At 53.9% G+C, this 23,354-nt stretch carries 27 protein-coding genes and 2 riboswitches; of the genes, 8 read left to right on the forward strand and 19 right to left on the reverse strand.

The window, feature by feature from the left end; genetic code table 11:
- Nucleotides 1–33 precede the first annotated feature (33 nt).
- Both ACF8FG_RS20700 and ACF8FG_RS20705 read right to left on the reverse strand, forming a co-directional pair.
- On the reverse strand, nucleotides 34–837 hold the full coding sequence (locus tag ACF8FG_RS20700) for an endonuclease/exonuclease/phosphatase family protein (RefSeq protein WP_181074413.1): 804 nt from the start codon (nucleotides 835–837) through the stop codon (nucleotides 34–36).
- Nucleotides 838–852: 15 nt separating this feature from the next.
- Entirely contained in the window at nucleotides 853–1,395 is a 543-nt protein-coding gene (locus tag ACF8FG_RS20705) for a Chromate resistance protein ChrB (protein ID WP_312352293.1), read from the reverse strand.
- 216 nt (nucleotides 1,396–1,611) lie between these two features.
- On the opposite strand from ACF8FG_RS20705, the gene ACF8FG_RS20710 reads away from it, so the two are divergent.
- A complete protein-coding gene (locus tag ACF8FG_RS20710; protein WP_181074414.1) occupies nucleotides 1,612–2,406 on the forward strand; it encodes a phosphatase PAP2 family protein in 795 nt (264 codons plus the stop codon).
- Nucleotides 2,407–2,674: 268 nt separating this feature from the next.
- Here ACF8FG_RS20710 and ppa read toward each other — a convergent pair whose 3' ends face one another.
- From ppa to crcB, 9 genes are all read right to left on the reverse strand, one after another.
- Nucleotides 2,675–3,205, reverse strand: coding sequence for an inorganic diphosphatase (gene ppa, locus ACF8FG_RS20715; RefSeq protein ID WP_181074415.1), 531 nt, complete (start codon nucleotides 3,203–3,205; stop codon nucleotides 2,675–2,677).
- 353 nt (nucleotides 3,206–3,558) lie between these two features.
- Nucleotides 3,559–4,842 (reverse strand): phosphopyruvate hydratase, encoded by a 1,284-nt coding sequence (eno, locus tag ACF8FG_RS20720; protein WP_181074416.1) that lies wholly within the window; start codon nucleotides 4,840–4,842, stop codon nucleotides 3,559–3,561.
- A 72-nt stretch (nucleotides 4,843–4,914) separates the two neighbouring features.
- Entirely contained in the window at nucleotides 4,915–5,256 is a 342-nt protein-coding gene (locus ACF8FG_RS20725; protein ID WP_181074431.1) for a hypothetical protein, read from the reverse strand.
- 104 nt (nucleotides 5,257–5,360) lie between these two features.
- The gene (locus tag ACF8FG_RS20730) at nucleotides 5,361–5,627 is read right to left on the reverse strand and encodes a hypothetical protein (protein WP_181074417.1); all 267 of its coding nucleotides are present in this window, start codon (nucleotides 5,625–5,627) and stop codon (nucleotides 5,361–5,363) included.
- A 38-nt stretch (nucleotides 5,628–5,665) separates the two neighbouring features.
- A complete protein-coding gene (locus tag ACF8FG_RS20735) occupies nucleotides 5,666–5,989 on the reverse strand; it encodes a DUF190 domain-containing protein (protein ID WP_181074418.1) in 324 nt (107 codons plus the stop codon).
- Nucleotides 5,990–6,074: 85 nt separating this feature from the next.
- Complete coding sequence (locus tag ACF8FG_RS20740; protein ID WP_181074419.1) at nucleotides 6,075–6,440, reverse strand: hypothetical protein; 366 nt, start codon at nucleotides 6,438–6,440, stop codon at nucleotides 6,075–6,077.
- A complete protein-coding gene (locus ACF8FG_RS20745) occupies nucleotides 6,437–7,783 on the reverse strand; it encodes a voltage-gated chloride channel family protein (RefSeq protein ID WP_181074420.1) in 1,347 nt (448 codons plus the stop codon). Before ACF8FG_RS20745 ends, ACF8FG_RS20740 begins: the two co-directional genes overlap by 4 nt.
- A gap of 81 nt (nucleotides 7,784–7,864) precedes the next feature.
- Nucleotides 7,865–7,937, reverse strand: a riboswitch (Fluoride riboswitch).
- Nucleotides 7,938–8,034: 97 nt separating this feature from the next.
- On the reverse strand, nucleotides 8,035–8,388 hold the full coding sequence (locus ACF8FG_RS20750) for a DUF190 domain-containing protein (RefSeq protein ID WP_181074421.1): 354 nt from the start codon (nucleotides 8,386–8,388) through the stop codon (nucleotides 8,035–8,037).
- Between the two features lie 10 nt (nucleotides 8,389–8,398).
- The gene (gene crcB / locus ACF8FG_RS20755) at nucleotides 8,399–8,782 is read right to left on the reverse strand and encodes a fluoride efflux transporter CrcB (protein WP_181074422.1); all 384 of its coding nucleotides are present in this window, start codon (nucleotides 8,780–8,782) and stop codon (nucleotides 8,399–8,401) included.
- Between the two features lie 135 nt (nucleotides 8,783–8,917).
- A riboswitch (Fluoride riboswitch) is annotated at nucleotides 8,918–8,978 on the reverse strand.
- 113 nt (nucleotides 8,979–9,091) lie between these two features.
- Here crcB and ACF8FG_RS20760 point away from each other — a divergent pair.
- Nucleotides 9,092–9,301: a hypothetical protein gene (locus ACF8FG_RS20760; RefSeq protein WP_181074423.1), complete on the forward strand. Its 210-nt coding sequence runs from the start codon at nucleotides 9,092–9,094 to the stop codon at nucleotides 9,299–9,301.
- Between the two features lie 166 nt (nucleotides 9,302–9,467).
- Here ACF8FG_RS20760 and istB read toward each other — a convergent pair whose 3' ends face one another.
- Nucleotides 9,468–10,217, reverse strand: coding sequence for an IS21-like element helper ATPase IstB (gene istB / locus ACF8FG_RS20765; RefSeq protein ID WP_181074424.1), 750 nt, complete (start codon nucleotides 10,215–10,217; stop codon nucleotides 9,468–9,470).
- Nucleotides 10,214–11,764, reverse strand: coding sequence for an IS21 family transposase (gene istA, locus ACF8FG_RS20770; RefSeq protein WP_286952941.1), 1,551 nt, complete (start codon nucleotides 11,762–11,764; stop codon nucleotides 10,214–10,216). The genes istB and istA overlap by 4 nt, the downstream gene beginning before the upstream one ends.
- A 615-nt stretch (nucleotides 11,765–12,379) precedes the next feature.
- Between istA and ACF8FG_RS20775 the strand changes: the two genes are divergently transcribed.
- Nucleotides 12,380–13,420, forward strand: coding sequence for a hypothetical protein (locus ACF8FG_RS20775; protein ID WP_181074426.1), 1,041 nt, complete (start codon nucleotides 12,380–12,382; stop codon nucleotides 13,418–13,420).
- Nucleotides 13,421–13,469: 49 nt separating this feature from the next.
- On the opposite strand, the gene ACF8FG_RS20780 is transcribed toward ACF8FG_RS20775, so the two are convergent.
- Nucleotides 13,470–15,212 (reverse strand): hypothetical protein, encoded by a 1,743-nt coding sequence (locus tag ACF8FG_RS20780; RefSeq protein ID WP_286952938.1) that lies wholly within the window; start codon nucleotides 15,210–15,212, stop codon nucleotides 13,470–13,472.
- 484 nt (nucleotides 15,213–15,696) lie between these two features.
- On the opposite strand from ACF8FG_RS20780, the gene ACF8FG_RS20785 reads away from it, so the two are divergent.
- The 4 genes from ACF8FG_RS20785 to ACF8FG_RS20800 all read left to right on the forward strand — a co-directional run bounded on the left by ACF8FG_RS20785 (nucleotide 15,697) and on the right by ACF8FG_RS20800 (nucleotide 19,329).
- Nucleotides 15,697–16,602 (forward strand): hypothetical protein, encoded by a 906-nt coding sequence (locus ACF8FG_RS20785; protein WP_286952937.1) that lies wholly within the window; start codon nucleotides 15,697–15,699, stop codon nucleotides 16,600–16,602.
- 384 nt (nucleotides 16,603–16,986) lie between these two features.
- Complete coding sequence (locus tag ACF8FG_RS20790; protein ID WP_286952936.1) at nucleotides 16,987–17,712, forward strand: hypothetical protein; 726 nt, start codon at nucleotides 16,987–16,989, stop codon at nucleotides 17,710–17,712.
- A gap of 64 nt (nucleotides 17,713–17,776) precedes the next feature.
- Complete coding sequence (locus tag ACF8FG_RS20795; RefSeq protein ID WP_286952934.1) at nucleotides 17,777–18,496, forward strand: DNA adenine methylase; 720 nt, start codon at nucleotides 17,777–17,779, stop codon at nucleotides 18,494–18,496.
- Complete coding sequence (locus ACF8FG_RS20800) at nucleotides 18,496–19,329, forward strand: 8-oxoguanine DNA glycosylase (RefSeq protein ID WP_312352298.1); 834 nt, start codon at nucleotides 18,496–18,498, stop codon at nucleotides 19,327–19,329. The genes ACF8FG_RS20795 and ACF8FG_RS20800 overlap by 1 nt, the downstream gene beginning before the upstream one ends.
- Here ACF8FG_RS20800 and ACF8FG_RS20805 read toward each other — a convergent pair.
- The 5 genes from ACF8FG_RS20805 to ACF8FG_RS20825 all read right to left on the reverse strand — a co-directional run bounded on the left by ACF8FG_RS20805 (nucleotide 19,264) and on the right by ACF8FG_RS20825 (nucleotide 22,831).
- Nucleotides 19,264–19,947 carry a nitroreductase family protein gene (locus ACF8FG_RS20805; RefSeq protein ID WP_286952930.1) on the reverse strand — a complete coding sequence of 228 codons (684 nt, stop codon included), beginning with the start codon at nucleotides 19,945–19,947 and terminating at the stop codon, nucleotides 19,264–19,266. The genes ACF8FG_RS20800 and ACF8FG_RS20805 overlap by 66 nt on opposite strands.
- Entirely contained in the window at nucleotides 19,925–20,530 is a 606-nt protein-coding gene (locus ACF8FG_RS20810; RefSeq protein WP_286952929.1) for a 7-cyano-7-deazaguanine synthase, read from the reverse strand. Before ACF8FG_RS20810 ends, ACF8FG_RS20805 begins: the two co-directional genes overlap by 23 nt.
- The gene (locus ACF8FG_RS20815) at nucleotides 20,527–21,738 is read right to left on the reverse strand and encodes a PfkB family carbohydrate kinase (protein WP_286952927.1); all 1,212 of its coding nucleotides are present in this window, start codon (nucleotides 21,736–21,738) and stop codon (nucleotides 20,527–20,529) included. Before ACF8FG_RS20815 ends, ACF8FG_RS20810 begins: the two co-directional genes overlap by 4 nt.
- Before the next feature lie 20 nt (nucleotides 21,739–21,758).
- On the reverse strand, nucleotides 21,759–22,079 hold the full coding sequence (locus ACF8FG_RS20820; RefSeq protein ID WP_286952925.1) for a hypothetical protein: 321 nt from the start codon (nucleotides 22,077–22,079) through the stop codon (nucleotides 21,759–21,761).
- A gap of 449 nt (nucleotides 22,080–22,528) precedes the next feature.
- Nucleotides 22,529–22,831: a helix-turn-helix domain-containing protein gene (locus tag ACF8FG_RS20825; RefSeq protein ID WP_286952923.1), complete on the reverse strand. Its 303-nt coding sequence runs from the start codon at nucleotides 22,829–22,831 to the stop codon at nucleotides 22,529–22,531.
- An 84-nt stretch (nucleotides 22,832–22,915) separates the two neighbouring features.
- Here ACF8FG_RS20825 and ACF8FG_RS20830 point away from each other — a divergent pair, with 84 nt between their 5' ends.
- On the forward strand, nucleotides 22,916–23,344 hold the full coding sequence (locus ACF8FG_RS20830) for a hypothetical protein (RefSeq protein ID WP_286952922.1): 429 nt from the start codon (nucleotides 22,916–22,918) through the stop codon (nucleotides 23,342–23,344).
- The last annotated feature ends 10 nt before the right edge of the window (nucleotides 23,345–23,354 follow it).

A 23,354-nucleotide genomic window follows, 5' to 3' on the forward strand; every position in this document is an offset into this window, starting at 1 on the left:
CATACGCTGAGCGAAAGTCCGGGGGATCATGGGTCAGATCTCAAAGGTGCAGACGATGGGATAGTGATCGGATGCTGTATCCGTTGAAGTCGTGCGGATGACTTCATAAGTGACGGCTTTCTCTGCCAGCGCTCGCGACGTCCAGACGTAATCACAGCGCATGGTCGGGAATTCGGACTGTGTAAATGCTGCGGTCGGGACGGTCGGGACAGTCTGCTGTTTCAACCTGTATCCGATGTCGTGCCAGCCAGCGGCTTCCAGTCCGGCAACAACGCTGTGATCGATGTTTTGCAGATCATCGGCCAGATACCGCGTACGGTGGTGCGCGGCCAGTTCACGGAAATCTAATGGCTGCGGATCGCGAGGCGAGGCGGAATTGAAATCCCCGGCCAGCACGATGTATTTGTCCGGCTGAGCATACAGCGCCAGATACGCCGCTTCGCGCTGCCGGATAATCCGCCCGTTGGGGCTCAAGTGTGCGCTCATCAGGGTCAGCGGCTGGCTCACGCCGGGAATGGAGACGGTGAGCGTGGCCAATGCGTGATGGAAGTGTTCGGCGTCGACTTCGAAGCGAATGGCCTGGATCGGCAGGCGAATGAAAATGGCCACGTTCTGTCCGGTCACCGGGGCCTTGGCCAAGAAACCACGCATCCCTATCTTCGCCTCAAGCTCGAACAGCAGGGCAGCCCCGTTCTGCTCGAAATGCTTGGCCTCCTGCATCAGAAACACGTCGGGTTTCACCGCATTAATCAGCGCGATCTGGTCGGTGGCGCGACGTGAGTCCGTGCCATCTCGCCCCGCAAAAAGCGTGTTGTAGGTAAGAACCGTCAGCTTCATTTCATCTCCTGTCGATCATCGGTTTTCGTCCTGAGCCTCGAATACCCGTTGTGCGTATCCGTCCAGCAGCACCTCACACTCCTGAAGCCGTTTTTCAGCGTCTTGCAGCAACTGCGCGCCGTAAAAATCGAGCTTGCGAATCTTTTCTAACCAGGTCTGGAGCTTCTTCAGATCGACATCGTTTTCTTCCAGCTCCGCATACGTGAAGTGCTCGGCTGCGGTCTCTTTTGCGATCTCTGCCTCGAAGTCATCGCAACGTCCGAGCAGTTCTCGATACTCCTCGTTGCGGTCTGTCTTGAAACGTTCGATGACCTTCTCTTCTTGGGCCCGATCCAGCGCGACGGTTTCAAGAATCAGTGAATCACCTGCCATCTCCGCGATGTCGTTCTCCAGCATCTTCAGACGCCGTACGTGGTCATCGGTCTTGGGAAGCAGGCAAACACCGCCCTGTACATATACGGCGCCCATGCCCTTGAGCTTTCGCCATAGGCCGATGCGCTTTTTGGCAGGCTCGGACGGGACTTTGTAGGTCAGCAGCAACCAGTTCTGAGTTTTCATGGTTCAATCCTAATGTTACGACTGTTACATTTCAATAATTGATTTAGAACTATTATGACGCACGATAGACTATCAAGGCCATGCCCACGAGCGTAACGAGGCAAACGAAGCCAGCGGGCTTGCGGTGTCAGGAAACGCGAAGATTGATTTCACGGAATCTTTACGTGCGCTCACACACAGTCGTTACTAGGCGCGTACATGTCATTTAGGAGAAGAATGAGCACGAACACGAACGCAATATGGTTTTTAGTAGGCGTGGTTCTGATGGTGATTTTCGGGCGGCTCTTGGTTCGGGCAGCGCTTTTGAAAGGGCCCATGCGGGGGCCTTCAAGGGCGAACGTCGGATTTGAAGCAAGACACCTGCTGGTAGCAGCCGTCATTACGGGATGCCTCATCCCCGTGCTGGCCTATCTTGTGCTGAGATGGAGTGGCATAGCCCACGTCGACGCTCGGGTGAACGCGCTGTTCGAACCGTTTCGCACACCTTGGCTGCTTGAGATCTTCGTCCAGGTCACCTCCATGGGCACGATTTTCTCGATGAGTGTGATCGTGGTGATCGTGTCTTCGCTGCTGTGGTCGATGGGCCGATTGGCAATGCTGGTGCCACTATGGAGTTCGTTCCTCGGGGCCGAGGTGACGACCTGGGCAATCAAGTATGGGATCGACCGGGTCAGGCCTGATTTTCTGCAAGGCATTACCGAGTCCAACCCATCATTTCCGAGCGGGCATGCGACTGCCACCACCGTTGTCATAGGGTTCATCGGCTTCATCATTGCCCGCGAACTGCCCACCCGAAGCCTCAGGATCGAGGTCGGATTTTGGTCAGCCATGGTCATCATTGCGGTATGCCTGAGCCGGCTGTTTCTCAGCTTGCATTACCTCAGTGATGTGCTCTGCGGATTCCTGGTTGGGTCGTTCTGGTTGCTAATCGGCGTGGCATCCATTCGACGACAACTTTCTGCCAATGGCGACGCTTATAAGGGGCATCGTTGCCCAGGGAGCATTGAATAACTGGAATCTTCACTCTGCTCGAATCAATCTGAACAAACAAAAATCCCACGAAGGGATAGCGAGCCGCCAGAAATGCATCAAATATGAGGTCTGGACTCCCCCTGCCAATGGCCAGAACATTCCTGGCAAAAACTTGGGATGAATGCATACGCCAAAAATTCTTCTGTCCTCGTGGCTCCGTGGAGATTTGGTGTTCCAAGCTGCTGAGAGGCCCTCACGACTCAAGCGCCTCTCAGTTCGACTCTCGGTCTATAAGCTACCGACGAAGCTATTTGGGGAAATACGCAGCTACCGACTTGCGAATCTCCTCCCGCGCCTCATCAGCGCTTCCCCAACGCCCCATCTTCACCCACTTACCCGGCTCCAACGTTTTGTAGTTTTCGAAGAAATGCTGGATCTGAGCAAGGAGTAGCGCGGGGAGGTCTGAGCACTCTTTCACGTCGCTGTACATAGAACTGAGTTTGTCATGAGGCACTGCGATCACCTTGGCATCCGCTCCCGCTTCGTCCGTCATGTACATCACACCCACCGGCCTGCTGCGAATGACAACACCAGGTGAAACCGGGTAAGGGCAAATCACCAGGACGTCTAGAGGGTCGCCGTCATCGCTCAACGTATTTGGAATGAACCCGTAGTTAGCCGGGTAGAACATCGGCGTGCTGAGGAAGCGATCAACAAAGATCTGGCCACTCGGTTTGTCGACCTCGTACTTGATCGGAGAATGATTTGCAGGAATCTCGATGACCGTGAAAAAGTCATCGGGGATGGCGTTGCCGGCGGGGATGTCCGTGTAGCTCATGCTCATATCTCCAAGCTTGTATGAAAGGCTAAGGCCGCTGACGTTTGCCAACGGATACCCGTGCTTCGATGTTTACGCTGTCCATCCAGCAGGTTTAACGGCTAAGGGCCGAGCAATTTAATGATCGCATTCAGGTCAGACCACGGCTGCGAGAGTCGCGAACTGACGTCATCACAGCCAGGCCTGTGCGCGAATGGTTGATCGCAGAATTTCTCAGGCTGCTGCGCCGCACAGCTTTTACAGATGACGACGCCATCTTGGAGTCTCCATCTCCTGGTCCAAGCTAATAGCTTTTCTGGCGGGGTCATTACGTCGCTCTCGTTACGTAAAGGTTGGTATCAAAAAGGAGGGCATTACCGCACAAACGCATCATGGCCGGCATAAATGGCACGGCCTCCCAGATGCTCTTCTATTCGTAGAAACTGATTGTATTTCTCGACCCGCTCCCCCCGGCACGGAGCGCCGGTCTTGAGATGGCCGGTGCCCATGGCGACAGTCAGATCGGCGATGAAACTGTCCACAGTTTCTCCGCTGCGATGAGAAACCATTGCCCCCCAATTTGCCCCGTAGGCCATTTCAATGGCGGCTTTGGTCTCTGTCAGAGTTCCGATTTGATTGGGTTTAATCAGTACGGCATTGGCGACGTTTTCTGTGATGCCTCGCTGAATCCGTTCGACGTTGGTGACAAACAGGTCGTCTCCAACCAATTCGATCCGGTTACCCAGCGAATCATTCAATAGCTTCCAGCCCGACCAATCGTCTTCCGCGAGTCCATCTTCCAGTACCGCAATCGGGTACTTGTCGACCCATGAGGAATAGAGGCTAATAAGCTCTTGGGCATCGACCTTGCGACCTTCCGAACGCAGATGGTAAAGATCGTTTTCATAAAAACCGCTGGAAGCCGGATCGATAGCGATCTCGATCTGAGCCCCCGGTTTATAACCGGCCCGCTCGATGGCTTGAATGATCAGTTCGACGGCATCTGAGTTTTTCTTGAGGGTCGGTGCGAAACCACCCTCATCTCCGACCGCCGTTGAGTAACCGGCATCCTTAAGCACCGCTTTCAGCTCGTGATAAACCTCAGCGCCCCATTGCAAGGCTTCCCTGAAGCTGGCTGCGCCTGTAGGTGCAATCATGAATTCCTGAAAGTCAGGCCCTTGCCAATTGGCGTGCACACCGCCATTGAGGATATTGAACATCGGCACGGGCATTCTCACGGCTTGGTCGCCGCCGAGGTACTGGAATAGCGGCAGGTTCATGGCAGAAGCAGCTGCCCTGGCAACGGCCAGGCTAACGCCCAGGATGGCGTTTCCTCCGAGCCTGGATTTGTCAGCGGTTCCGTCCAGCTTGATCATTAAATGATCAAGCTGCTCTTGATCAGCTGCATCAAAGCCTCTGAGAGCGGCGAGGATTTCGGTATTTACGTTATGAACGGCCTTGAGCACCCCTTTCCCTGAGTATCGATGGGAATCGTTATCACGCAGTTCTACAGCTTCGTGAGCGCCTGTAGACGCACCGGATGGCACTGATGCCCGGCCCAGCGCTCCGCTCTCCAGGGTGACATCAACCTCAACGGTAGGATTACCGCGTGAATCGAGGATTTCGCGTGCATGAATAGCTTGGATACGGGTGTTCATAGTTCATCTCCAAGGAACGATTCGGGATCGTAATTAGCGACATTAGTAAGTTGGTGGCCTCTGAGGCGGACGTCAGATATCCATCAGTACCCTGAACAACTGGACTGCGGACACCGCGATTGCGGGAACCAGGAAGCCCCCAATAACCAATTCGGGAATCTCGCCCAAGAGGGGCATGAACTGACCTGCCTTACCCATCTGGAAAAGCTCAAGCATTTGATCTGACGCGACCATTACGGAGCAGCAGTAGCCAGCCTGCGCCTTGAGCCTGATCCGCGTTTGCTTTAACTGATTAAAGGTGACCAGCGACACTCCGAGGCTTACGATGAAAAGCGTGGCAAACTCAAAAACTGATCCTGTGAGCAACTTGCCCATGACAAGACCGAATACGATGCAAAGCATCACTGCACCCATGTGGTCTCCCAATTCTTTCAAGTGATTTGAATGAACGGAAATCTGTGAGCCTTCCATTGAAATTTCATCTGTTGGACTGCCCACCGACTCCCTACTCATCACGCTCACTGCCGCTGTGCTCGGAGCGCGTAGCCCGGCACACAGGTGTGAGACAGGTCGGCCTTGCAAGCTTTCTCACTCGGCATACGCAGCGTGACCATGGCGCCTTCGAGCGAGGTCACGATGTACCAACCCTCGCTGGATACCCGTTGGCTGCCCGCCATCCCTGCCAGAAAAAGTGACCCAAAAATCAGCCCCAAGAGGAGCGATCTGTTGTCGCGAGCCCAGCCAGCAGCTTGAGGTTGTGGACGCAAGTTATAAACTCGGTACATGGCGTTTATCCTTTATATTAGCTGCCCAAAACGGTGTTTTAGTTTTCCGCCTGGCCGACTCGACCGTATTCAATGGGCAATTTGAGATAGCTGAGAGAAATCGATTCCTTGGCCAATGCCTCCAGCAATTCGTCGCAACCGGGCTCATCAGTGGATATCGTCACCATGACGGGATGATCGGCACCGCTAAGAAAATGCGCGGTATGCAAATGTCCCAAATGATCCAATCCCTCTGTACCGCTCACCAGCGTTGCGCCCAGCACCCCTTTCCGCTTAGCGAACTCGACCAGCCATTCTCCAAGTGGGAGGTGCTGGTATTGGGTGCTTTGTTCAGTGAAAAACGTCAGTTGAAAGCCGTTCATGGCAGCATCCTCATAAGGTGGTGAAAGCGACCGAGATTTGGGTCGGCCATACAGCCTCATCTACAAGCTGGATCTTCAAGATGAGTCACGACGCGTCACTGAGTGGTAACTCGCACAAGAGGAGAACGGCCCGTACCTTGCGTAATTCGTCAGCGTGATCGCGCAAAAAGGCGCGCAGCTTGTCCTCTGTATCCAGCAGTTCCAGGCACTGGGGATGGCGCATATCGCCAAGCTCCGGGTGATGATGGGAGAGGCGTTGGCCTGGCAGATACCCTGCCGAAATCGGCTTGAGCATGACTTGCTCGATCTTGGCTTTTTGGGCGACTTTAAGAAGGTGTTGGGCCAGCGCGGGCGCACTCAGGTGATGCCAGAAATGTGTAACCCGAGCCCGACTGGCACCGGGAAAATAGAGTTGCAAAGCTGTCAGTCGATCTTGACGATGTTCGATCATTTCTCTTCCCCCACGAGAGTTTCTTTGCGCTCGCTGGTGGACTCGCGTTGAGCATGAAATTGCTTGATGTCGGAGAGGCGGATTTCTTCCGGCAGAGCGCGGTGATGCTTGCTGTGACCAACCCGCTGGGCGTGATAGATACCGGTATGCCCGGACACGAGGTAGCTGGCGATACAGGCAATGGCCGCGAGCGGCGCAATCTCAGGCCCGAACAGCTCCATGGCCATGACAATGGTTGCCAGCGGCGTATTCGCCGCTCCCGCAAACACTGCGACAAAACCGATACCCGCCAACATCGCGAAGGGAAGATGCAACAGGGGAGCTAACGCATTCCCTAACGTGGCGCCGATGTAGAACAGCGGTGTGACCTCGCCGCCTTTGAAACCACTGCCCAGCGACGCAACGGTGAACACCATCTTCCCAAACCAGTCCCAGGGTGCCACCGGCATTTGAAAGGATTGAACAATGCTCGGAATGCCCAGCCCGATGTACTTGTCGACGTCGATGTCAGGGTTACTGCCGAGCGCCCACACCGCGACGGCTATCAGCAGGCCGCCGGCGAAGGGTCTTAATGGGGAATAAGTGATACGCCGTTTAAACCACGCACCGAGCTTATGGGTGGCCGTGGCGAACAGCAGACCAGTGAGGCCGAAGATAATCCCGGCAACTACCACCGCCATGACGCTCCACAGCTGCACCGGAACCACTTCACCGATGACGTAATGCGTATGAACAACGCCCCAGGCTTGCCCCACCTGGTCAGCAACGATTGCCGCAACTACGCAAGGGAAAAGCGCGTCGTAACGCATGCGACCGATGGCTAACACTTCAAGCCCGAACAAAGCCCCCGCGAGTGGGGTGCCGAAGACGGACGCAAAGCCCGCGCTGATGCCGGCCATGAGAATCACGCGGCGGTCTTCACGACGCAGCCGTAAGACGTGCGTCAGTTGATCGGCAAGGGCGCCGCCCATCTGCACCGCTGTACCTTCACGTCCCACCGATGCGCCGAACAGGTGGGAAACAACGGTGCCGATGAGCACCATCGGCACCATGCGCAGAGGGACAATTTTCTTGGGGTCGTGGATCTCGTCGATGATCAGGTTGTTGCCGGCATCGACCGGTTTACCCATCAGGTGATACGCAAGCCCCACTGCGAAGCCAGCAACGGGCAAGAGCCAGATGACCCAAGGGTGGGTTTCCCGCCACTGGGTGGCATGATCCAGAGAAAACAGGAAGAACGCTGAGGCGGAGCCTGCCAACAGAGCAACCAGGCCTGCAAGCGCAAGCCATTTAGCGATGTAAGGCAGTAAATCGAGTTGTTCAGGTCGTCGGAGTTTAGACATTTGGCCAGCCACAAAAAAGTAAGTGGGCCTGACCAAAGAAGGGATTCTGAGCGCGAACGCCTACAGACCTGGTTTGATCAGGTTTCTGTAGGCATCATCAGCTGCTACGGGCGCAGCGGTTGGTTAATGGAGGAATGCCATCTCCAATGCGGCGATCTTAGCTAGCTGTCGCCCAAATGTAAAATAGTGTTGCAGGGGGAGCACGTACTAAAAGAGCCGGTAGTCCCACACGACGGCATCGACTCCCCTCATCACACATCTACAGCAGGCGTAGGTTGATCTGACGCATCTCCTCCACCGACAAAGCCTATCTCAATCGGTGTTTTGATATAGAACAGGCTGATCGGTTCCTGCTCCAGCCTCTGAAAGAGGCGATCAGACTCTTCTTCTGTGATGGCAAGCTGGATCTCTACAGGCTCATCGGCCATCTCGAAAAAATGCGCAGAATGTAGCTTTCCCGTGTGGCCGAACCCCTCGATACCCGTGGAAAGCGTCGCGCCTCGCAAGCCCAGATCCTTCGCTAGATCTACCACCCAATCCCCCAGCATTTTTCCTTGATAGCGACGATTCTGTTGAGTGAAAAAAACGACGAGAAAGCCTTTCATGATCAGCACCTCAGTTGGAGCTTAGAATTTGATAAGTCAGCAGTCCGAGCGCAGTCATGACCAAAGAGCCTATGACATGGACGCTGATCGCTCCCAGCGCCCAGACCATTCGACCCTCCTGAATCAGCGTCAGAGTTTCTGCGGAAAACGTGGAGAACGTGGTAAGGCCACCGCAAAAGCCAGTCATGATCAGCAGACGCCACTCCTGGCTGATTGATGGATTTGAGGCGAAGAACGCCAGCGCGAGACCGATGATGTAGCCGCCGACAAGGTTGGCCAGGACAGTGCCGGGAGGCAGTGTCGGGAAAAGGCCATTCAGACGCATACCCAGCCCCCAACGTATCCACGCTCCTGCCGATGCACCAATGGCTATCGCGAAAAGTGATTTCAGCATGGGCATCAGTCCCGACCAAAGAATTGCGATAGAGACGGAAACTTCAGGCTGTCTGGAAAGCAGGGAAAAGCGTGTGGAGGGATCATTTCCTGTCCTCGATTGGGACAGGGAGCACACCTACGCACCCTGTCCAGGGTTTACGTAGGCATCATCAGCACGGGGCGGTTGGAGGAGGAATGCCATCTCCTGATACGATCCTATAGCACCAGCACTGATGGCATCAAGATCCTTGAGCCAGTCTTCATGCCCACCCATACTCAAGCCAGTCCAGGGCTATCTTCCTCCAAAACTCTCTGCATGAGACACCAGATGAGCATCGGCGAAACAACAAAATTGATCAGTACCCGAAGCAAAGAAAACGCGAACCTACTCCTCCGGGCTGGCTGGACGCTTTTGCTTATAACTGATCGTCAGGAAGAGGGTTACCAGTGGCTGCTCTATCAATTCGGATGGCAGCAAGACGGGGAACCTCCTGAGATCACATTTACCGGCGTTGAAGGTGGCCCTGACCCATTTTGAAACCGCAGAACACTCGAAGTCGCTATCTGAAAGTCGTAGCAAAATAGTCGCATCTGAATGCTATTAAAGACTTTGAAAACAGCCGATTGCATTGCACCTGACCAGCTGTTTGCATTCGAGTTGACCATTTGCATTCGTGTTGACCAGTCTAGGTACGAGCCTGACGCTACTCAGAGCGCCGACGACTTTTCACCCTTCGCATCGATTCTCCTTTTAGCTCAATGACGTGGGCCTTATGAACGATACGGTCAAGAATCGCGTCGGCAATCGTGGGGTCGGAAAACAAGTCGTACCATTTCTCTTTCGGGTACTGGCTTGTGATAAGCAGCGACCCGTTCTGTGACTGTTGATCGATAACATCGAGTAAAAACGGGCCAAGCTGCGCATCGATGCCACCGATGCCCAAGTCGTCGATGATCAGCAACTCCGCACGTATCAACTGCCGACGAAGCTTGGGCATGGAGTGATCTGCGTATGAAAGGGAAATCTCTTCAAAGAGTTTGGTGGCAGTGCGATACAGGGTCGGGCGGCCCAAACGACAGGCCTGATTCCCAAGAGCGCATGCGAGCCAAGTTTTGCCTGTGCCTGTTGCGCCGGTGATGATTACGTTCTGGCGACGCGCCAGCCAATCGCACTCGCCAAGGGTCATGACAGTGTTCCGGTCTAGGCCACGGGAGGCTTTGAATTCGATACTGTCCATCGTTGCCTCGCTCTCACGAAGTTTCGCGCCCTTCAACAGACGTGCGATTTTTCTGCTTTCTCGCTCGCTGTTCTCGGCGTCAACCATTAATCCAAGCCTTGTATCGAATGCTTCCTTCAGCAGCGCCGGGGTTTCGAGCTGCCGCTCGTACGCCACGGCCATCCCGTGAAGGCCAAGGCGCATAAGATTCTGGACGGTGTTGAAGATCGGTTTCATAGAGGCTCATCTCCTTGCGAAGCGTAGTACTCAGCGCCACGGATATTGGCGTGTTCAACCAAGGGGGCGGATCTTTGGAAACTGGGGCGCAGATCAGATTCGTTCCGAATGATCGACCGCAACCGCTCCGAACTCAGGATGTTCAAACCGTTGGCATAGGCGCACGCCGATTCCAGCCGAGATGACGAAATCTCTCCTTTACGGACGTCACGTTTGAGGGCTATTACGGCCTTCAAGCCAGTCGCGAAATCTCTGCGCAAAGCGAGGTTGTCCTTCACGAACCGCAGCGTTTCCTGCCCGATAGCCTCAGCCCACACCAGCAGTGCTTCTGGCTGGGAGTCTTGAAAATGGCTGTGATTGGGCGCCAGGTGTTCGCTCAGAGTGCTAAATCCGCGCTGTTTCTTAAGCTTGTGAGAACTGATGACACGGCGTTGATGAACAATGTCGAGCCAGTCGTCACGCACGCGTAGATCGACGAGGAGATTCGCAAAATGATAGGGCACTGAGTAACTGTGCTCTTCAAACTCTACGTGGTAGTCGCTGCCCACTCGGACTTGATAAACCCATTGGCTGTAGCTGTATCGTTGTTCCGGGAGGGGATTGAGAGCTGGATAATCCAGCTCAAGGAAGCGGGTGGTTCTGCTTTTTGGGTACGTTCGCGTGATTCGATTGTTTAGCTCATCAACCCAGTAACGGATTGTTTCGTTCAACTCATCCAGTGAGAAGAAGGTGCTTGCCCGAAGCCTTGCCAGAACGAATCTCTGTACCAGTTGCACAGCAATTTCACCGAGCGACTTGTCCTTGGGTTTGCGCGGCCTGGCAGGGAAGATTTGAAACCCGTAATGCTCTGAAAGCTCGGCGTAGGCGCGATTTAGAATCACCGTATCCTTCGCGTTTTTGGTGACCGCTGACTTCAGGTTGTCAGGCACAACGAATCGGGGAACGCCGTCGAAAAACTCCAGGGCTAGCACATTGCATCTGAGCCAGTCAGGTGTAGTTTGACTACTTACTGCTGAGGCGAAGATATATCCTGAAGCGCCGAGCGTTGCCACAAATACCTGAGCCTGGGTGAGCACTCCCGTGTCCGGGTTTGTCACAGGCATTGTCCTCCCACAAAAATCCACGAAGCACTTGTCTCCGGGTAGATGGATCTGACGCATGCTCAGTTTTTGCTTGTTCACCCACTCACGATAAAGCCGTGTGAACTGGGCATAGGACACACCATCAGGCTCGACTATCCGGAATTCCTGCCAGAGGAGTTCAAGGGTGACGTCAGGCAGCTTCAGCTGTTCGTGGACAGCCAGCCAAGACGGATAGACCTTTCTTTGGCTAGAGGTTCTGGGCTGGATGTGCAAGCGTTCCGCTAGTCCTTTGTCGTCCAGGTGCCTAAGCTCCTCCCAGCTCTGCCCGCATTGCGCCAACTGATCTCGAATGGCGCGAACCGTGTTGTGCGAAACTTTGACCAACCGAGCGATTGCCCTGTTGGACAGCCTGGGATCATAGGCGAGGCGTAGCACCTCGCGCTGCGTTTCTATTGGCAGCCTCATGTGTTCTCCTCGCGACAGGCGTGTTTGAGCCTCACAAGTCGCGCCGTGTGAAAATTGCAGACAAACGGAAGGTGGTCGGCTTGACGCCGAACGCGAGGGAACACAGAATGGTGGTGCATAGGGCTCAAAACCTAACACCATCAAAAAAGCCTAGGGCTCCACCCCTGGGCTTTTTTGTGCTCCAAATCCACCGGCTAACGCCTAGCCTGGTCTCATTGCGATTCTCCTCAATTGCTTAGTCACACAGCTTGCTGACGAGCACAGCGCTGTGTTGCGATCCAGCATGCAACCTCCCTTGATAGCGCGAAGAACCCCCGACGATTAGGCACTTCGAACAGAGGCACTTCAATTGTGCCTCTTTGTTTAGCCTTCCTAAATGCGTCGTAGGACGTATACCCAAGCTCTCTCCACAGGGCACTGCCTCCCACCATCAGGCCATACCGATCCTTTAGATCAAGCTCTAATTCGGACGCCAGGATTTGGATCTGCATGGGCTCACGCATCGCACTCAATGTCCGGTTTGGTCACAGTTAATAGTAATAAACCGCCACCTTGCGCTCCAGCCGTAAGACTTCTACATTTTTTACGGTACAAAGATCAGCGTAGGATTTCCAAGTGTCTGATTTTAAAAGAATTGTGCAAATTTATTCGGACTTCGCAGATAGCTTGCGCGAGGAAATCCCGGAAAATAGCAATCCTAGGAATAACACTGTAGAGATGCTCGCCCTGCGTTATTGGTTTGAGGGGCTGAAACAACGGACAGGACTCAAAACTGCGTACGCACTTGAGCTTCATTTCGAGAAGGAATCTTTTCGGAGGAATATCAACGGCACGATCCGGCATTACCGAAGCAAGTGGTCGAGGTACGAGCAAAATTTAATCTCGCCCAAGGCCAAGACCTTGAGCAGGGTTGAGATCTTGGCACCGGGATCGACCCGGGAATTGCACCATCCGCTATGGACATTGATGAGGCTGATCATCAAGAAAAAGAAATTTGATTTCGACGACTATTTTAGGACGTTAGCCACTGAGATCCAGCTGGTACTGTTCAGCGATGGAAGCGACAGTTTTTGCAACAGTCAACGACGCGAACCAACCACCCAAATCCTGCTGGAAAAGCTCGAACGCCGAGCGGGCCTTGATTCCCTGTCAGCATTGATCGCGCTATTGGTTGAAGCAGACCATCTGGGTAAACGACCCTTCGCTATAAAAGCAGCAGGTTCGCTGCACAAAGTCATTCTAATACTAGCGATGGAGCTACAGGGGCGAGGCGTTGCCGTCTGCCTGATCGATTGGCTTGCTATGAACGTGCTACCTCTGGGAGCGCCTGCTCACTTGCAGGTATGGATGACTAGCACTGACTACATCCACGCCTCAGCCCACCTAAACACGATGGTTTACCAGCATCCGCAACGGCGTGGCAGAAGCCTGCCTTGGAAGCAACGCACAAAAGCAATGCTCAAACTGCTTGCCGGTGATATGGGGCTGGACGTTATGCATGCCATGCGCCCGCAATTTGCGCTGAGGACAGGTGTAGAAGACATCGCAGCTGATCTTATTGAAGAATTCAAGAAGACGTCCGCGCTCAGGACATGGGGGTGGGAGTGCATTCTCGACGGCACGCCACAGGTAATGCCGCCCACCTCGTTGTTCTAGGCGGTATCGAACGGGTGAGCGTGTGGTCAAGTGCAATGCAAACACGTGGTCACATCGAATGCAAATGCCTGGTCAGTGCAGACGCAATTAGGTGGTCAGGTAAGATGCAATTTCCCACCAAGGTCCGAACACGTTCCTCACCATATTCAGTGAGGGAGCTAGGGCGTATGAAGTCGTTGTAGGCGCGCACAGCAACCTCGTGTGCATCTGCTGGCGAGATTTTTTCGGCGACCTTGGCCGAAGTTTTGAGTAACGCCAACTGCAAGTATGCCAAGTCATTTCCATTCAACCCGGAAAGCGCGGCTTCGACCTCGGCTAGTGGAACACTTAAAGCCTCGGGCAACCCTTCGCCCGCCAATCGCCTAGCTAGACTTGGTCTCAGCGGAACGCCCCAATTCTCCAGGACGGACTCTATGGCGTCCCTAACCTTGGCTTGGAGAGGCAGAAGTTCTTCCTTGATCGCAGGGACAAATCGATACCAGTCGCTTTCTGGGTCATCGGACTCGAATGGAGGGTAGTCATTCTCTTCCGATGCCTTTCTCACCACGTATTTCGCAAATGATTGCGTGTTTACCAGGCGAAGACACTCCGGAAGCAGAATCCAGTCAAAATCTTCATCGGAAAGAGACGACTCGAAGAGCTCACACAGGTCTCTGGCGTATTTGAAAAGTTCCTCGTCGCCTAAAAAGTCCCTGCACGATTGGAGGAATGAGTTTCGCAGTGCGCCTACTGGTAACGTTTTTACAAGGCGCTCACCCAAAACCGCCGCCCAAGGTGCACCACTGCCCCAACCACCGACTTGCGAGGTTCTTCCGGATAGTAAGAAGTCAAAAAAAGGTTCTGATATGCGCGGGAGATCAAGGACGCTCTCCGCAGGCCCGTCTGCAGGCATGGTCTTAGCAAGCGCTTGTACCTCAACCAGATCCTCCCTCGCCAGAGCATTCAACAATCGAATCTCAGGGCGGTTCAGACTGACGACCTTGAGCTCATTTGATAGGCAGTCCAAAAACGCTGGACAGTCATTTTCCAAGGCTACAGCGGACACTGTCTGTTCGAGAAATTCGTGATCGCTGTAACGGCGGCACAATTCGGATAGCGCTAATTTAGCCTGCTCTGTGTCTCGAACAACCATGGCCGCAGAAAAAAGTGCAGACAAGACTGGCGTATCGTTCGCACTGATATCTTTAATCAGATCGCGAAGGGCCAAGACCTGCGGCTCGGATCGGTCTCCGTAGTAGTTGAAAATCCGAGTGCACAGCTCAAGGGAATCTTGAAGCTTCGAAGCCATTTTTCTTAACGCTGCAGCTGCCTCAGATTGGAGAGCTCTGGCCTGTTGCGTGTCATGCCCCTGCTGCAGAGATTGGTACCAGCAGCCAGCGATCAAATATTCCCGCAGTTTTGGCCAGGAGTCCGATGCCAACGCACGCTGCAGAATCTTAGCGAGCCGTTCACTCTGCTCATCTGTTGCTGTGTTTAACGTGAAGCGACCGCTTTTGAAAGCCCACAAGTGGAGCGCTAACCCCCAAGGCGATGCGCACTCCACCTGGGCATCCAAGACGGTGAAGAAATCACTCTGACCATCACAAAAAAGGCAATACGCAAGCTTTTCCCGTCGGTTGATGTCGTCGAGAGTGAGCTTTTGATAGTTATCTGCCGCCTCAGCATAACGGCTGCTGATGAGTAGTCGATCAGCTTCGGCCTCGCTCCCTGTACCCTGCACGGTGGTGCCGGCATTTCTCGCGATGAGGAGTTCTGGAAGCGACAGGAGTGAAGGCAAGGTACGTACAGACATACAGGCTGTGCTCGATATTGGAATCCTCGCCACAGTCTAACGATTTCCTGATGAACCATGGGGAAGCCATCGCCGTGTTGCTTGGTAAGAAACGAATAGGTCGAAAAAGAAGGTAAGGTTTTGGGTCGCGGCGCAAACCCCTCTGTGATTTGATGGCTAGGTGCCGTGTGGCATGACTTTCGGCGGAGGACGAGGACAATGGACCTAAAGGCAAGGCTGGCTGTGAGCGCTGCGGGGGTGTTATGTATGGTTGGATCAGTGTTGTGCGCCCACTCCACAATTAGCTTGATTTCATTCGCATGGGATATGACTGCTGAGTTCGGCTTCCGAGAAACAGCTGGCTACCTGGTGGCCACGGGCGTGGAGAGCGCCTTGTCATTGTTGGTAGTTCCCCTGCTGCTCGTGTTCGGCGCTTTGATCGCAGCTGGAGCCTGGACTGAGGCGGATCGTTAGCGATTAACGTCATAGGTTGGGGGAAAAGGTGATGGATGAAAGGATTTTGCAGCTCGTAGCTGACTCGCAATTCGAGAGGGAACTGTACGAAGCAGCGATGATTAATCTTGAAGACCACCGGAATGGGCTGCGCTTCCATAATTTCGCCTTTGCAATGCGCGAACTAGTGAGCCATACGCTTGCACGACTTGCACCAGATGAAGAAGTTCAGCAGTGCATATGGTGGAAGAAGAAAGCTAGAGGCGTGATCCCCCAAGTGACGCGAGTCGAGAGGTGTGTGTATGCAACTCAAGGCGGCTTATCTAACGACTACGTGACGAAAAATTTAGGGTTAGATTTCCAACAGGTGCACGAAAATCTACGGGATGCTGTGATCCGACTGAGTGAGTACGTCCACATCACGCCCGAAATTTTTAGGTTAGATGACGACGAAATAGAACGCCTGGCGGAGGAAACCGTCGAAGCGGTGGCAAGGCTAATGGCCTGCATTCTGGAATGCAGAGAGGCGGTAGCGGATCGTCTCTCGGAAGAGATCAGTGATGCTGCGGTTGAGCAGGTTGTAGGGGAAAGCCTGGACGCTGTATACGAGCTAGCTACTCATTACTACCTTGAGCGTGTATACGTCGAGTCGCATGAGGTCGTGCGGATTACCTCTGAGGCGGTTCATTTCAAGGTAAGCGGTACGCTCGACGTGACATTGCAATGGGGCTCAAACTCCGATCTCCGGAATGGAGACGGCGCGGAAATGGACGAATCGTTCGATTTCACTTGTGAACTAACATGCGAAACACCTTACCCTGACTCCAACGGTTTAGAGTTCGTCGAAAACTCTGTGATGGTTGACACAGGGCACTGGCACGACCGAGAGGATGAATGGGGCGACGAGCTTCCACCTACCGCGGAAAACAGTTCGCTACCTCCTAACTCTGGCCATTGAGACTTCAGCGAATGTCCGAAGCAAACGAGATTGCGGGCACACCTTGCGCTTTATGAACTGCCCGCTAGCTTGATACATGGCGAATGGCCATGCACAATCAAGGGCAAGCATACAATGAACAGAACCCTCACTGTCTTATCGGCAAGCACGCTGCTCGCCGCGTGCACCACACCGCTACCGAACGTACAGTACCGTGAGTATCCGTGCTCCGAACCTGCCTGCGGGCAGTCAACTGATAGCCTCCTACGGTTTACACTTTCAAAAACAGTAGTCAGATTTTCTAGCAAAAATGACACGCAAGGGGATTTCATTCCCTCCGACGAGAGTGGAATTACCGCAACACCGGGAAGGGTAGAGTGGGAAGAAAACGGGCTCTCTCCCCGAATGTTCGAAATTTTGAGAGATGATCCATGGGGTGAAAAAACCACCCTTACCGCCACGAAGATTGATGGTACCGATAGCTTGCAAAGCGTAGGCGTTGAGGTAAACGATGAGCGCAGCTCGAACATAACCAAGTATGTAGGAATCGCGTCTAACATATTAGGCATTGCGACCATCTTAATTAGCAAAGGAGGAGATAATGAAAACCCTCCTCCAAAGTTTTATTTACGCCTACCAATAGCTCTCGATACGTATCAGTTACTCAAGGGCACCAAAGCGACGAGCGACAGTGGCACCGGGTACCTTGCAGGAGACCAAATCGAGGGCAAGAAGTTTTCATTTGACTATACCGTCGGCCCTGCCCCTTTAGACTCAATAGCTTTGGATACATATTTAAAGAACAACTTAAACAAAAGAAAAAATGAAATATTTTTCCCGGCATGCAGAACAATGACAGTCCGCTTTCCCAATGGGCAGCCCTATGCTGATGTAACAAATCCGCTTCAGGGTCGGGCTTGGACATTTTTGGTATCTGACCCACGATATGTGCAGGTTGCGCAGTTCCCAGCCAAAGGCAAAGTTACCATGAAGCCTGTTTGTGGTGCCGATGTGACATCGGAAGCAGTCGCAGTTTCCAGCACGCTAGATGTAACAAACACGATTTCTGCCCAACTGAAGGTTTTGGCTCAGTCGTGGAAAACCTTGAAAGATGAAAGAGCCAAAAAATAGGCATAAGCAATCTGGATTTGATCCCAAAGCGTAGATCTAGATAGATTGCACGACCGCTCAGCAGATGGGCATTGACATCATCGTCATTTCTGACGATGCTTTGCGCATGAGATATCCCGGCGGAAAAGGCAAGTGCTACCAGCGCTTGATCAATCTGATGCCCCCGCATCAGACGTATATTGAATCCCACCTCGGTGGCGGTTCAGTCATGCGCAACAAGAAAGCTGCACAGCGCAACATCGGTTTGGACTTGGATGCAAAGGTCATCGATCTGTGGCGAGCGGAGTTTCCGGATGCCTGTGAACTCTACCAGCTCGACGCTGTGAGCTTTCTTGAACGCTTCCCGTTCGACGGCCACGAGCTGGTCTACGTGGACCCGCCCTACATGGTGCAGACGCGGCGCCGGGCAAAGGTATATCGCTGTGACTACACCGAGCAGGACCACCTTCGCCTGCTTCGCTGCCTCGCCGTTTTGCCTTGCAAAGTGATGCTTTCAGGCTATGACTGTGATCTCTACAACCGTGAGCTCGACGGATGGCACAAGGTGAGCTTTTCCGCTAAGACCCATGTAGAGGTGCGCGACGAAACGGTCTGGATGAATTACGAACCGCCTAGTTGTTTGCATGACACCCGCTACTTGGGTGAGACGTACCGAGAACGCCAAACCATTCAGCGTCGCCTCTCCAGACTTCGAAATCGTATTGAAAGCATGGACCCTGTTGAGCGACACGAGCTTCTGCAATGGATGCAGGAAAACTACGGCAAAGCCGAGGAGGCCGCCTGATGCAGCTAGGCGCTATTTTTATCGACCAAGCTGTCTTCAATGTCGAGCTGCCGCAAGCCGATCAGGAAGTGATCCCGGGCGTCCCATGGGGTGCTATGGAAGCTTTTCCTACACCTGCCTACTGGGCTTATCAGGTATATGCTCGTAGGCTCACAGGGGACCGAATCAACTATAAGCTTGGGGCAACGCTGAAGGAAGAAGTCGGTGCCTGTTTGCTCGGTGGTCACGGAATCCCCTCGAGCGTGGGCTTGGCAGCGTTCCGCCACGTCAAAGATCATGGGGCATTCGGCGACCAGCCGCCTGACGAAGAAACGCTTCTGAAGTGGCTGAGTGAGCCGATGGAAGTCGACGGTCGCCTGGTGCGTTATCGCTTCGCCAAACAGAAAGCTCGATACCTCTGTGCGGCACTTCATAAGCTGGCTGTTGAACGTCCGCCGGTTGCGACTGGCAAAGCTCTGCGGAACTGGCTTCTGGATATCCCAGGCATCGGATACAAGACCGCATCGTGGGTTGCCCGCAACTGGCTGGACGCCGATGATGTAGCCATCCTGGATATCCACATTCTGCGGGCCGGCCTGCTCGGAAAATTCTTCGAAAGCAACCTGACGGTCGAGCGCCATTATCTAGAACTGGAAGAGCAGTTCATCCGCTTCAGTAAAGGGCTTGGCGTCCGTGCATCGGAGCTTGATGCCTTGATGTGGCTAGAAATGATGTCGTCACCAGCGACCGTCCACAGTATCTTGGGAATGGGACAGCATGGGGAAGAATCACGCCCCCGCAGCCGTACCAAGAAAAGCAAGGCCAACCCCGGCCAACTGTCCCTGATCGGCTAGAGAACTCGCCCAAGGCTCACCGGTGATGCCCAATGGACAGAAGCTTAACCCTTGGGCAACTGCGGTGAGGGCCATAACACCCAGCAACACGCCAGCATCGCGCCACACGAGACTGCATCCATTCTGATATTTGCCCAGCGTCTTGCCAGGCTCCGCCAAGAAGAGAATGCAGGTAGCTTGCTCTTGGGACATTACGGCTTGGCTGTGCTCAAACAGGCCATCGAACTTTAAACGCGCCTTCTTGAGCTCCAACAGCTCATGTGTAATGGGCTGATAAAGCCACCATCGTGAATCACCAGGCCGTTTGAGCACGACATGAATAGGATGGATGGCTCCAGCAGAGGGCGCAGCCCGATGCTCCAAGTCGAACCCCAGGTCTGACGCCCCTACGCCTCGCGTACGGCAGGCATGCCAAAGAAATTGAGCCAGTTCAAGATCATCCAGCACACCAAATCGGCGAACCGTCATGCGAGCGTCTAGCACGTCACTGAACGGCTGAGTCAAGGCCGCCAGCACGCAGACAGGGAGCCGATAAACCTCACCTATATCCCACTGAATAGTTTGGTAGCGCCGAGGCTCTTGCCGCGGCAGAGGATCACCCAAGTCGGTCCAGGTCATACCCAACCTCTTGAAAGACCTCCATGTATTTGTTGCAGCCACGGCAATTACCACAAGCCACCTCAGCTTTGTGGCAGCTGTGTGCCCATGCCAAGAGTTCTCCCGGAATCGCTGACTCTCGAACCAGTTCGGCCGTTGAAAGACCGATTGCCGGAGCCTCGACAATCATCCCTCCCTCCTGCAGCGACAGCAGCTGGCTAATCGCGGCCATGAACTCAGGGGATCCATCTCGATGGAAACCATCCGACTTCACTGTACCCAGCCAAAGGTGGGTAACCCCAAACGATATGGCTTTCATCGCTGCCAGAGTCACCAACAGCTGATTACGGTAGGGCCACCAGTCAGACGCAGGCGCGTGGCTATCCGCCTGGCTGCCCGCCATGTCACCCGACCCCAATTGTCGGCAGTCGATGTTGATGATGTGATGAGGAATGCCCAATTTCAGGCAAATCGTCTTGGACGCCTCGATCTCAGCCTGAGCGGCCAATTGGCCATAGTCCAACGTGAATGCGATATCGGGTCGCTTCCACCACGCCAGCGACAATGAATCCATGCCACCGGAAAGTAAGAGCGCTGTCTTCATAGCTCCACCGCTTCCCAAACTGTTTGGTAAATCGCGCTGACGTAATCATCGTTGAGAATGCAATTGGAGCCTTCCAGCATCTTCTTGTCCTGTTCGGACTCATTTTCTGCGTAGAACACGACTGGCTTGTCCAGCGCTCGGGCATAGCCAATTTCATAGATGGTACCCGAGTCCAGGCCGTCCCCGATTGCAAAGAGAACGTCGCAGTCACGTACACCTTGCAGGTCTTTTTCCACCACATCATCCGCAGAGCCCAAGCCCACGTCATGGTACGGTGAAAAGACTGTCAGCCCCATTGCGATCAGATCACGCCGTGCCTGGCCAACCATCCATAGCTCGGCAAGTGTGAAGAACGGGCCGGCGAGGTAGATCACGGGGCTGTAGCCGCTGCGGTACCGCTCAGAAGGCTGCAGCGGCCGAGGCCGAAACTCTTCAAGCAATGCCCGATCAGGGAAACCACCGTTCTGGCAGTAAAAAGCGGTCGCAACCGAGGCCCGCATTGCTGACTCATGCGCAGGTAACTTCTCCTCCATCCAGGCCAGAGAAAAATGCGCTGCGAAGGTATCACCCGAACCGATTTTCCAAACGTGATCAGTGCGAAACGCGGGGACGCTAGTGATAGAACCTCGATCATAGACCAAGGCACCCAAAGGCCCCATCTTGATTACGAGGACCTCGGCATCTTCATGTTCTGCCAAAGCAGCGGCAAGCTCCTCCACCGGCAATCCAGCCGAATCGGGAAGCAATAGGCGAGCTTCGTAAAGATTCAACACCAAGGCCAGGTGTTTGGCCGTCGAACCATTTGCCTTGAAGGATTCGACACCCTTTGCGTTCTGAGGGTCAAAAACTGCGTATTCGGCGTCGACAACCGCAGTACCATCGACCATGCCGAATCGCAGGACCTTCTCTGCGCCGACACTCAACCTTAAGCTGGTCTGCGCAGACCTTCGAATGTCTGGGGTTGATAGGCCATGGATGTATTCAAATGTCACCCCAACCTCAGAAGGCGAGGCCTGAAGGCTGAAGTTTTCGAACGCGGCCCGGGCCTCCATTACTGCCTGAGTCTCGCTATCGAGAGCTGCGTGAAGTTCGGCCTCGACACCAAACCGCGCGATGGCTGTAGCAGCGCGCCCCGCCGAGCCGTAGATATCATCCCATGCCGGACGCATGCAGCGCTCCCGGTAAACGCCGCCTACGATGGTGATCATATAGCTCTCCTTGCTCTTGATTAAAGCGGGTAGACCCGCACTCGAACCTGGCCGCCGCCAATGCGTACTACCCTAGCCGCGTACATGTGACCATCGCCCATGCAGGCTCGCAGTTGATTGAGTCGAGGGTCAACAATTCCACCAGCGACTTGAGCTTGCCAAAGCGCAACAACCACCTGCTGATTACCAGGCTGCCCAAACGAGATATCTAAAATGTCACCAACACTCAGTTGGGCGACAACTGCAGCCTTGGGGGAGGCGAGCTGAGTTTCGAACATCAGGGTTGAGCAGGAGGGGGCAGGCGTTGAAGGCCCGAGATAGCTACCACCAGAACCGGACATGTGCATTTCCTTTTGCAAGACATAGCGAGTGCGCACAAATACCACGGAAAATGGCCAGTGGCCATAGTGATCCAAGAGAAGGTAGAGGTCGATTATTTCGAGACTGATCTGACTCTACGGTTGATACGCGAGCAAGCAGACATGGCAAGCCACAGCCTAGGCAGCGTCAGCCTTGCAGAGGTTTCGGCAAGAGAATTTTGATACCTTGTTAACCACTTTTTTCACTGTAAACCACAGTGGTTTACAGTGAAAAAAAGTGGTTAACAAGGTAGAGATTCCACCTAAGAAATGACCTCCTTATGCGGCTTCATGCCGTGGGTGAAAATCGGGCAGATATCGAGCACTGGACGGGCGGCTATCGATGAACTCCAGCAGCTGTTTGGACTGGTCACTTTCGCCGTTCAAGCCCGGGAGCCCAGAGGGGAACAGGCGCAGCTTGATCCAGCACCTCACTCATGCGTGGAGGACGACCAAGGTAGATTCATCAGATCGATTTCATTCTGAACTTCCCGCAACAAATCCTCTGCAGAAAGCCCATCCTTTTCGGCATATGTACAGACGAGCAACGTGATCGGATGAATTCCTAAAATAGGGGCCAACGCTTGGAGCCGATCAATGGTAGGGGAATGAATCCCCCGCTCCAATGTGCTGATGTAGGTGCGGCCACTGACATCAGAGAAATCTTCCTGGCTCAGGGAGTTCTTGGTTCGGAACCAGCGAAACACCTTACCAAACGACTTTTTCAGTTCCATTTGCCCAAACCCGCAAAAGAAACGATGAAGCCGTTTTGAACAGTATATCGCTACACAGTATACTGTTCATTTCGAGGTATTCTGATGTTTGTATCCGACAGCAAGGCTGAAATTAAAGGCTTGGCGGCGATTCTAGAGCCGGGCCAGCGAGCATGGCACCTCGTGCTAAAGCCGCAGCTCTCTCCCTGGTTTCACGTGACGGCAGTGAGGTACCTAGAGGGCTTTGAAACCCGTGATGTGTTGTTCATCGACTCTCTACAAGCTCTTACCGCTTGGATGGGAAGTGGGCAGGATGATGTGGGGCTGGAGTCCCTTCAGCTCGTATCACCTGCATGGATGAACGGAAGACAGTGCTGGGAAATGGATGTTCTCGGCGAGGTCGCGCAGGATCCCCTGGAGGGGCGCGTGAGATTCACGCTCAAGGATGGGCGGATGCTCTATTACCCAGACCCCCAATCTTCAAGCGGTAACACATTTTCGAAAATCATATACTGCCAAGCTCCCCAGAGCTGAGCGGATTGGG

Source organism: Pseudomonas sp. YQ_6 (assembly GCF_043103245.1).
Classification (GTDB): Bacteria; Pseudomonadota; Gammaproteobacteria; order Pseudomonadales; family Pseudomonadaceae; genus Aquipseudomonas; species Aquipseudomonas alloputida.

Excerpts from the sequence above, each read along its gene's own strand:
- ACF8FG_RS20700 (WP_181074413.1), bottom strand. The coding sequence starts at position 837 with ATGAAGCTGACGGTTCTTACCTACAACACGCTTTTTGCGGGGCGAGAT.
- ACF8FG_RS20705 (WP_312352293.1), bottom strand. The coding sequence starts at position 1,395 with ATGAAAACTCAGAACTGGTTGCTGCTGACCTACAAAGTCCCGTCCGAG.
- ACF8FG_RS20710 (WP_181074414.1), top strand. The coding sequence starts at position 1,612 with ATGAGCACGAACACGAACGCAATATGGTTTTTAGTAGGCGTGGTTCTG.
- ppa (WP_181074415.1), bottom strand. The coding sequence starts at position 3,205 with ATGAGCTACACGGACATCCCCGCCGGCAACGCCATCCCCGATGACTTT.
- eno (WP_181074416.1), bottom strand. The coding sequence starts at position 4,842 with ATGAACACCCGTATCCAAGCTATTCATGCACGCGAAATCCTCGATTCA.
- ACF8FG_RS20725 (WP_181074431.1), bottom strand. The coding sequence starts at position 5,256 with ATGGGTGCAGTGATGCTTTGCATCGTATTCGGTCTTGTCATGGGCAAG.
- ACF8FG_RS20730 (WP_181074417.1), bottom strand. The coding sequence starts at position 5,627 with ATGTACCGAGTTTATAACTTGCGTCCACAACCTCAAGCTGCTGGCTGG.
- ACF8FG_RS20735 (WP_181074418.1), bottom strand. The coding sequence starts at position 5,989 with ATGAACGGCTTTCAACTGACGTTTTTCACTGAACAAAGCACCCAATAC.
- ACF8FG_RS20740 (WP_181074419.1), bottom strand. The coding sequence starts at position 6,440 with ATGATCGAACATCGTCAAGATCGACTGACAGCTTTGCAACTCTATTTT.
- ACF8FG_RS20745 (WP_181074420.1), bottom strand. The coding sequence starts at position 7,783 with ATGTCTAAACTCCGACGACCTGAACAACTCGATTTACTGCCTTACATC.
- ACF8FG_RS20750 (WP_181074421.1), bottom strand. The coding sequence starts at position 8,388 with ATGAAAGGCTTTCTCGTCGTTTTTTTCACTCAACAGAATCGTCGCTAT.
- crcB (WP_181074422.1), bottom strand. The coding sequence starts at position 8,782 with ATGCTGAAATCACTTTTCGCGATAGCCATTGGTGCATCGGCAGGAGCG.
- ACF8FG_RS20760 (WP_181074423.1), top strand. The coding sequence starts at position 9,092 with ATGAGCATCGGCGAAACAACAAAATTGATCAGTACCCGAAGCAAAGAA.
- istB (WP_181074424.1), bottom strand. The coding sequence starts at position 10,217 with ATGAAACCGATCTTCAACACCGTCCAGAATCTTATGCGCCTTGGCCTT.
- istA (WP_286952941.1), bottom strand. The coding sequence starts at position 11,764 with ATGAGGCTGCCAATAGAAACGCAGCGCGAGGTGCTACGCCTCGCCTAT.
- ACF8FG_RS20780 (WP_286952938.1), bottom strand. The coding sequence starts at position 15,212 with ATGTCTGTACGTACCTTGCCTTCACTCCTGTCGCTTCCAGAACTCCTC.
- ACF8FG_RS20785 (WP_286952937.1), top strand. The coding sequence starts at position 15,697 with ATGGATGAAAGGATTTTGCAGCTCGTAGCTGACTCGCAATTCGAGAGG.
- ACF8FG_RS20790 (WP_286952936.1), top strand. The coding sequence starts at position 16,987 with ATGTTCGAAATTTTGAGAGATGATCCATGGGGTGAAAAAACCACCCTT.
- ACF8FG_RS20795 (WP_286952934.1), top strand. The coding sequence starts at position 17,777 with ATGGGCATTGACATCATCGTCATTTCTGACGATGCTTTGCGCATGAGA.
- ACF8FG_RS20800 (WP_312352298.1), top strand. The coding sequence starts at position 18,496 with ATGCAGCTAGGCGCTATTTTTATCGACCAAGCTGTCTTCAATGTCGAG.
- ACF8FG_RS20805 (WP_286952930.1), bottom strand. The coding sequence starts at position 19,947 with ATGACCTGGACCGACTTGGGTGATCCTCTGCCGCGGCAAGAGCCTCGG.
- ACF8FG_RS20810 (WP_286952929.1), bottom strand. The coding sequence starts at position 20,530 with ATGAAGACAGCGCTCTTACTTTCCGGTGGCATGGATTCATTGTCGCTG.
- ACF8FG_RS20815 (WP_286952927.1), bottom strand. The coding sequence starts at position 21,738 with ATGATCACCATCGTAGGCGGCGTTTACCGGGAGCGCTGCATGCGTCCG.
- ACF8FG_RS20820 (WP_286952925.1), bottom strand. The coding sequence starts at position 22,079 with ATGTCCGGTTCTGGTGGTAGCTATCTCGGGCCTTCAACGCCTGCCCCC.
- ACF8FG_RS20825 (WP_286952923.1), bottom strand. The coding sequence starts at position 22,831 with ATGGAACTGAAAAAGTCGTTTGGTAAGGTGTTTCGCTGGTTCCGAACC.
- ACF8FG_RS20830 (WP_286952922.1), top strand. The coding sequence starts at position 22,916 with ATGTTTGTATCCGACAGCAAGGCTGAAATTAAAGGCTTGGCGGCGATT.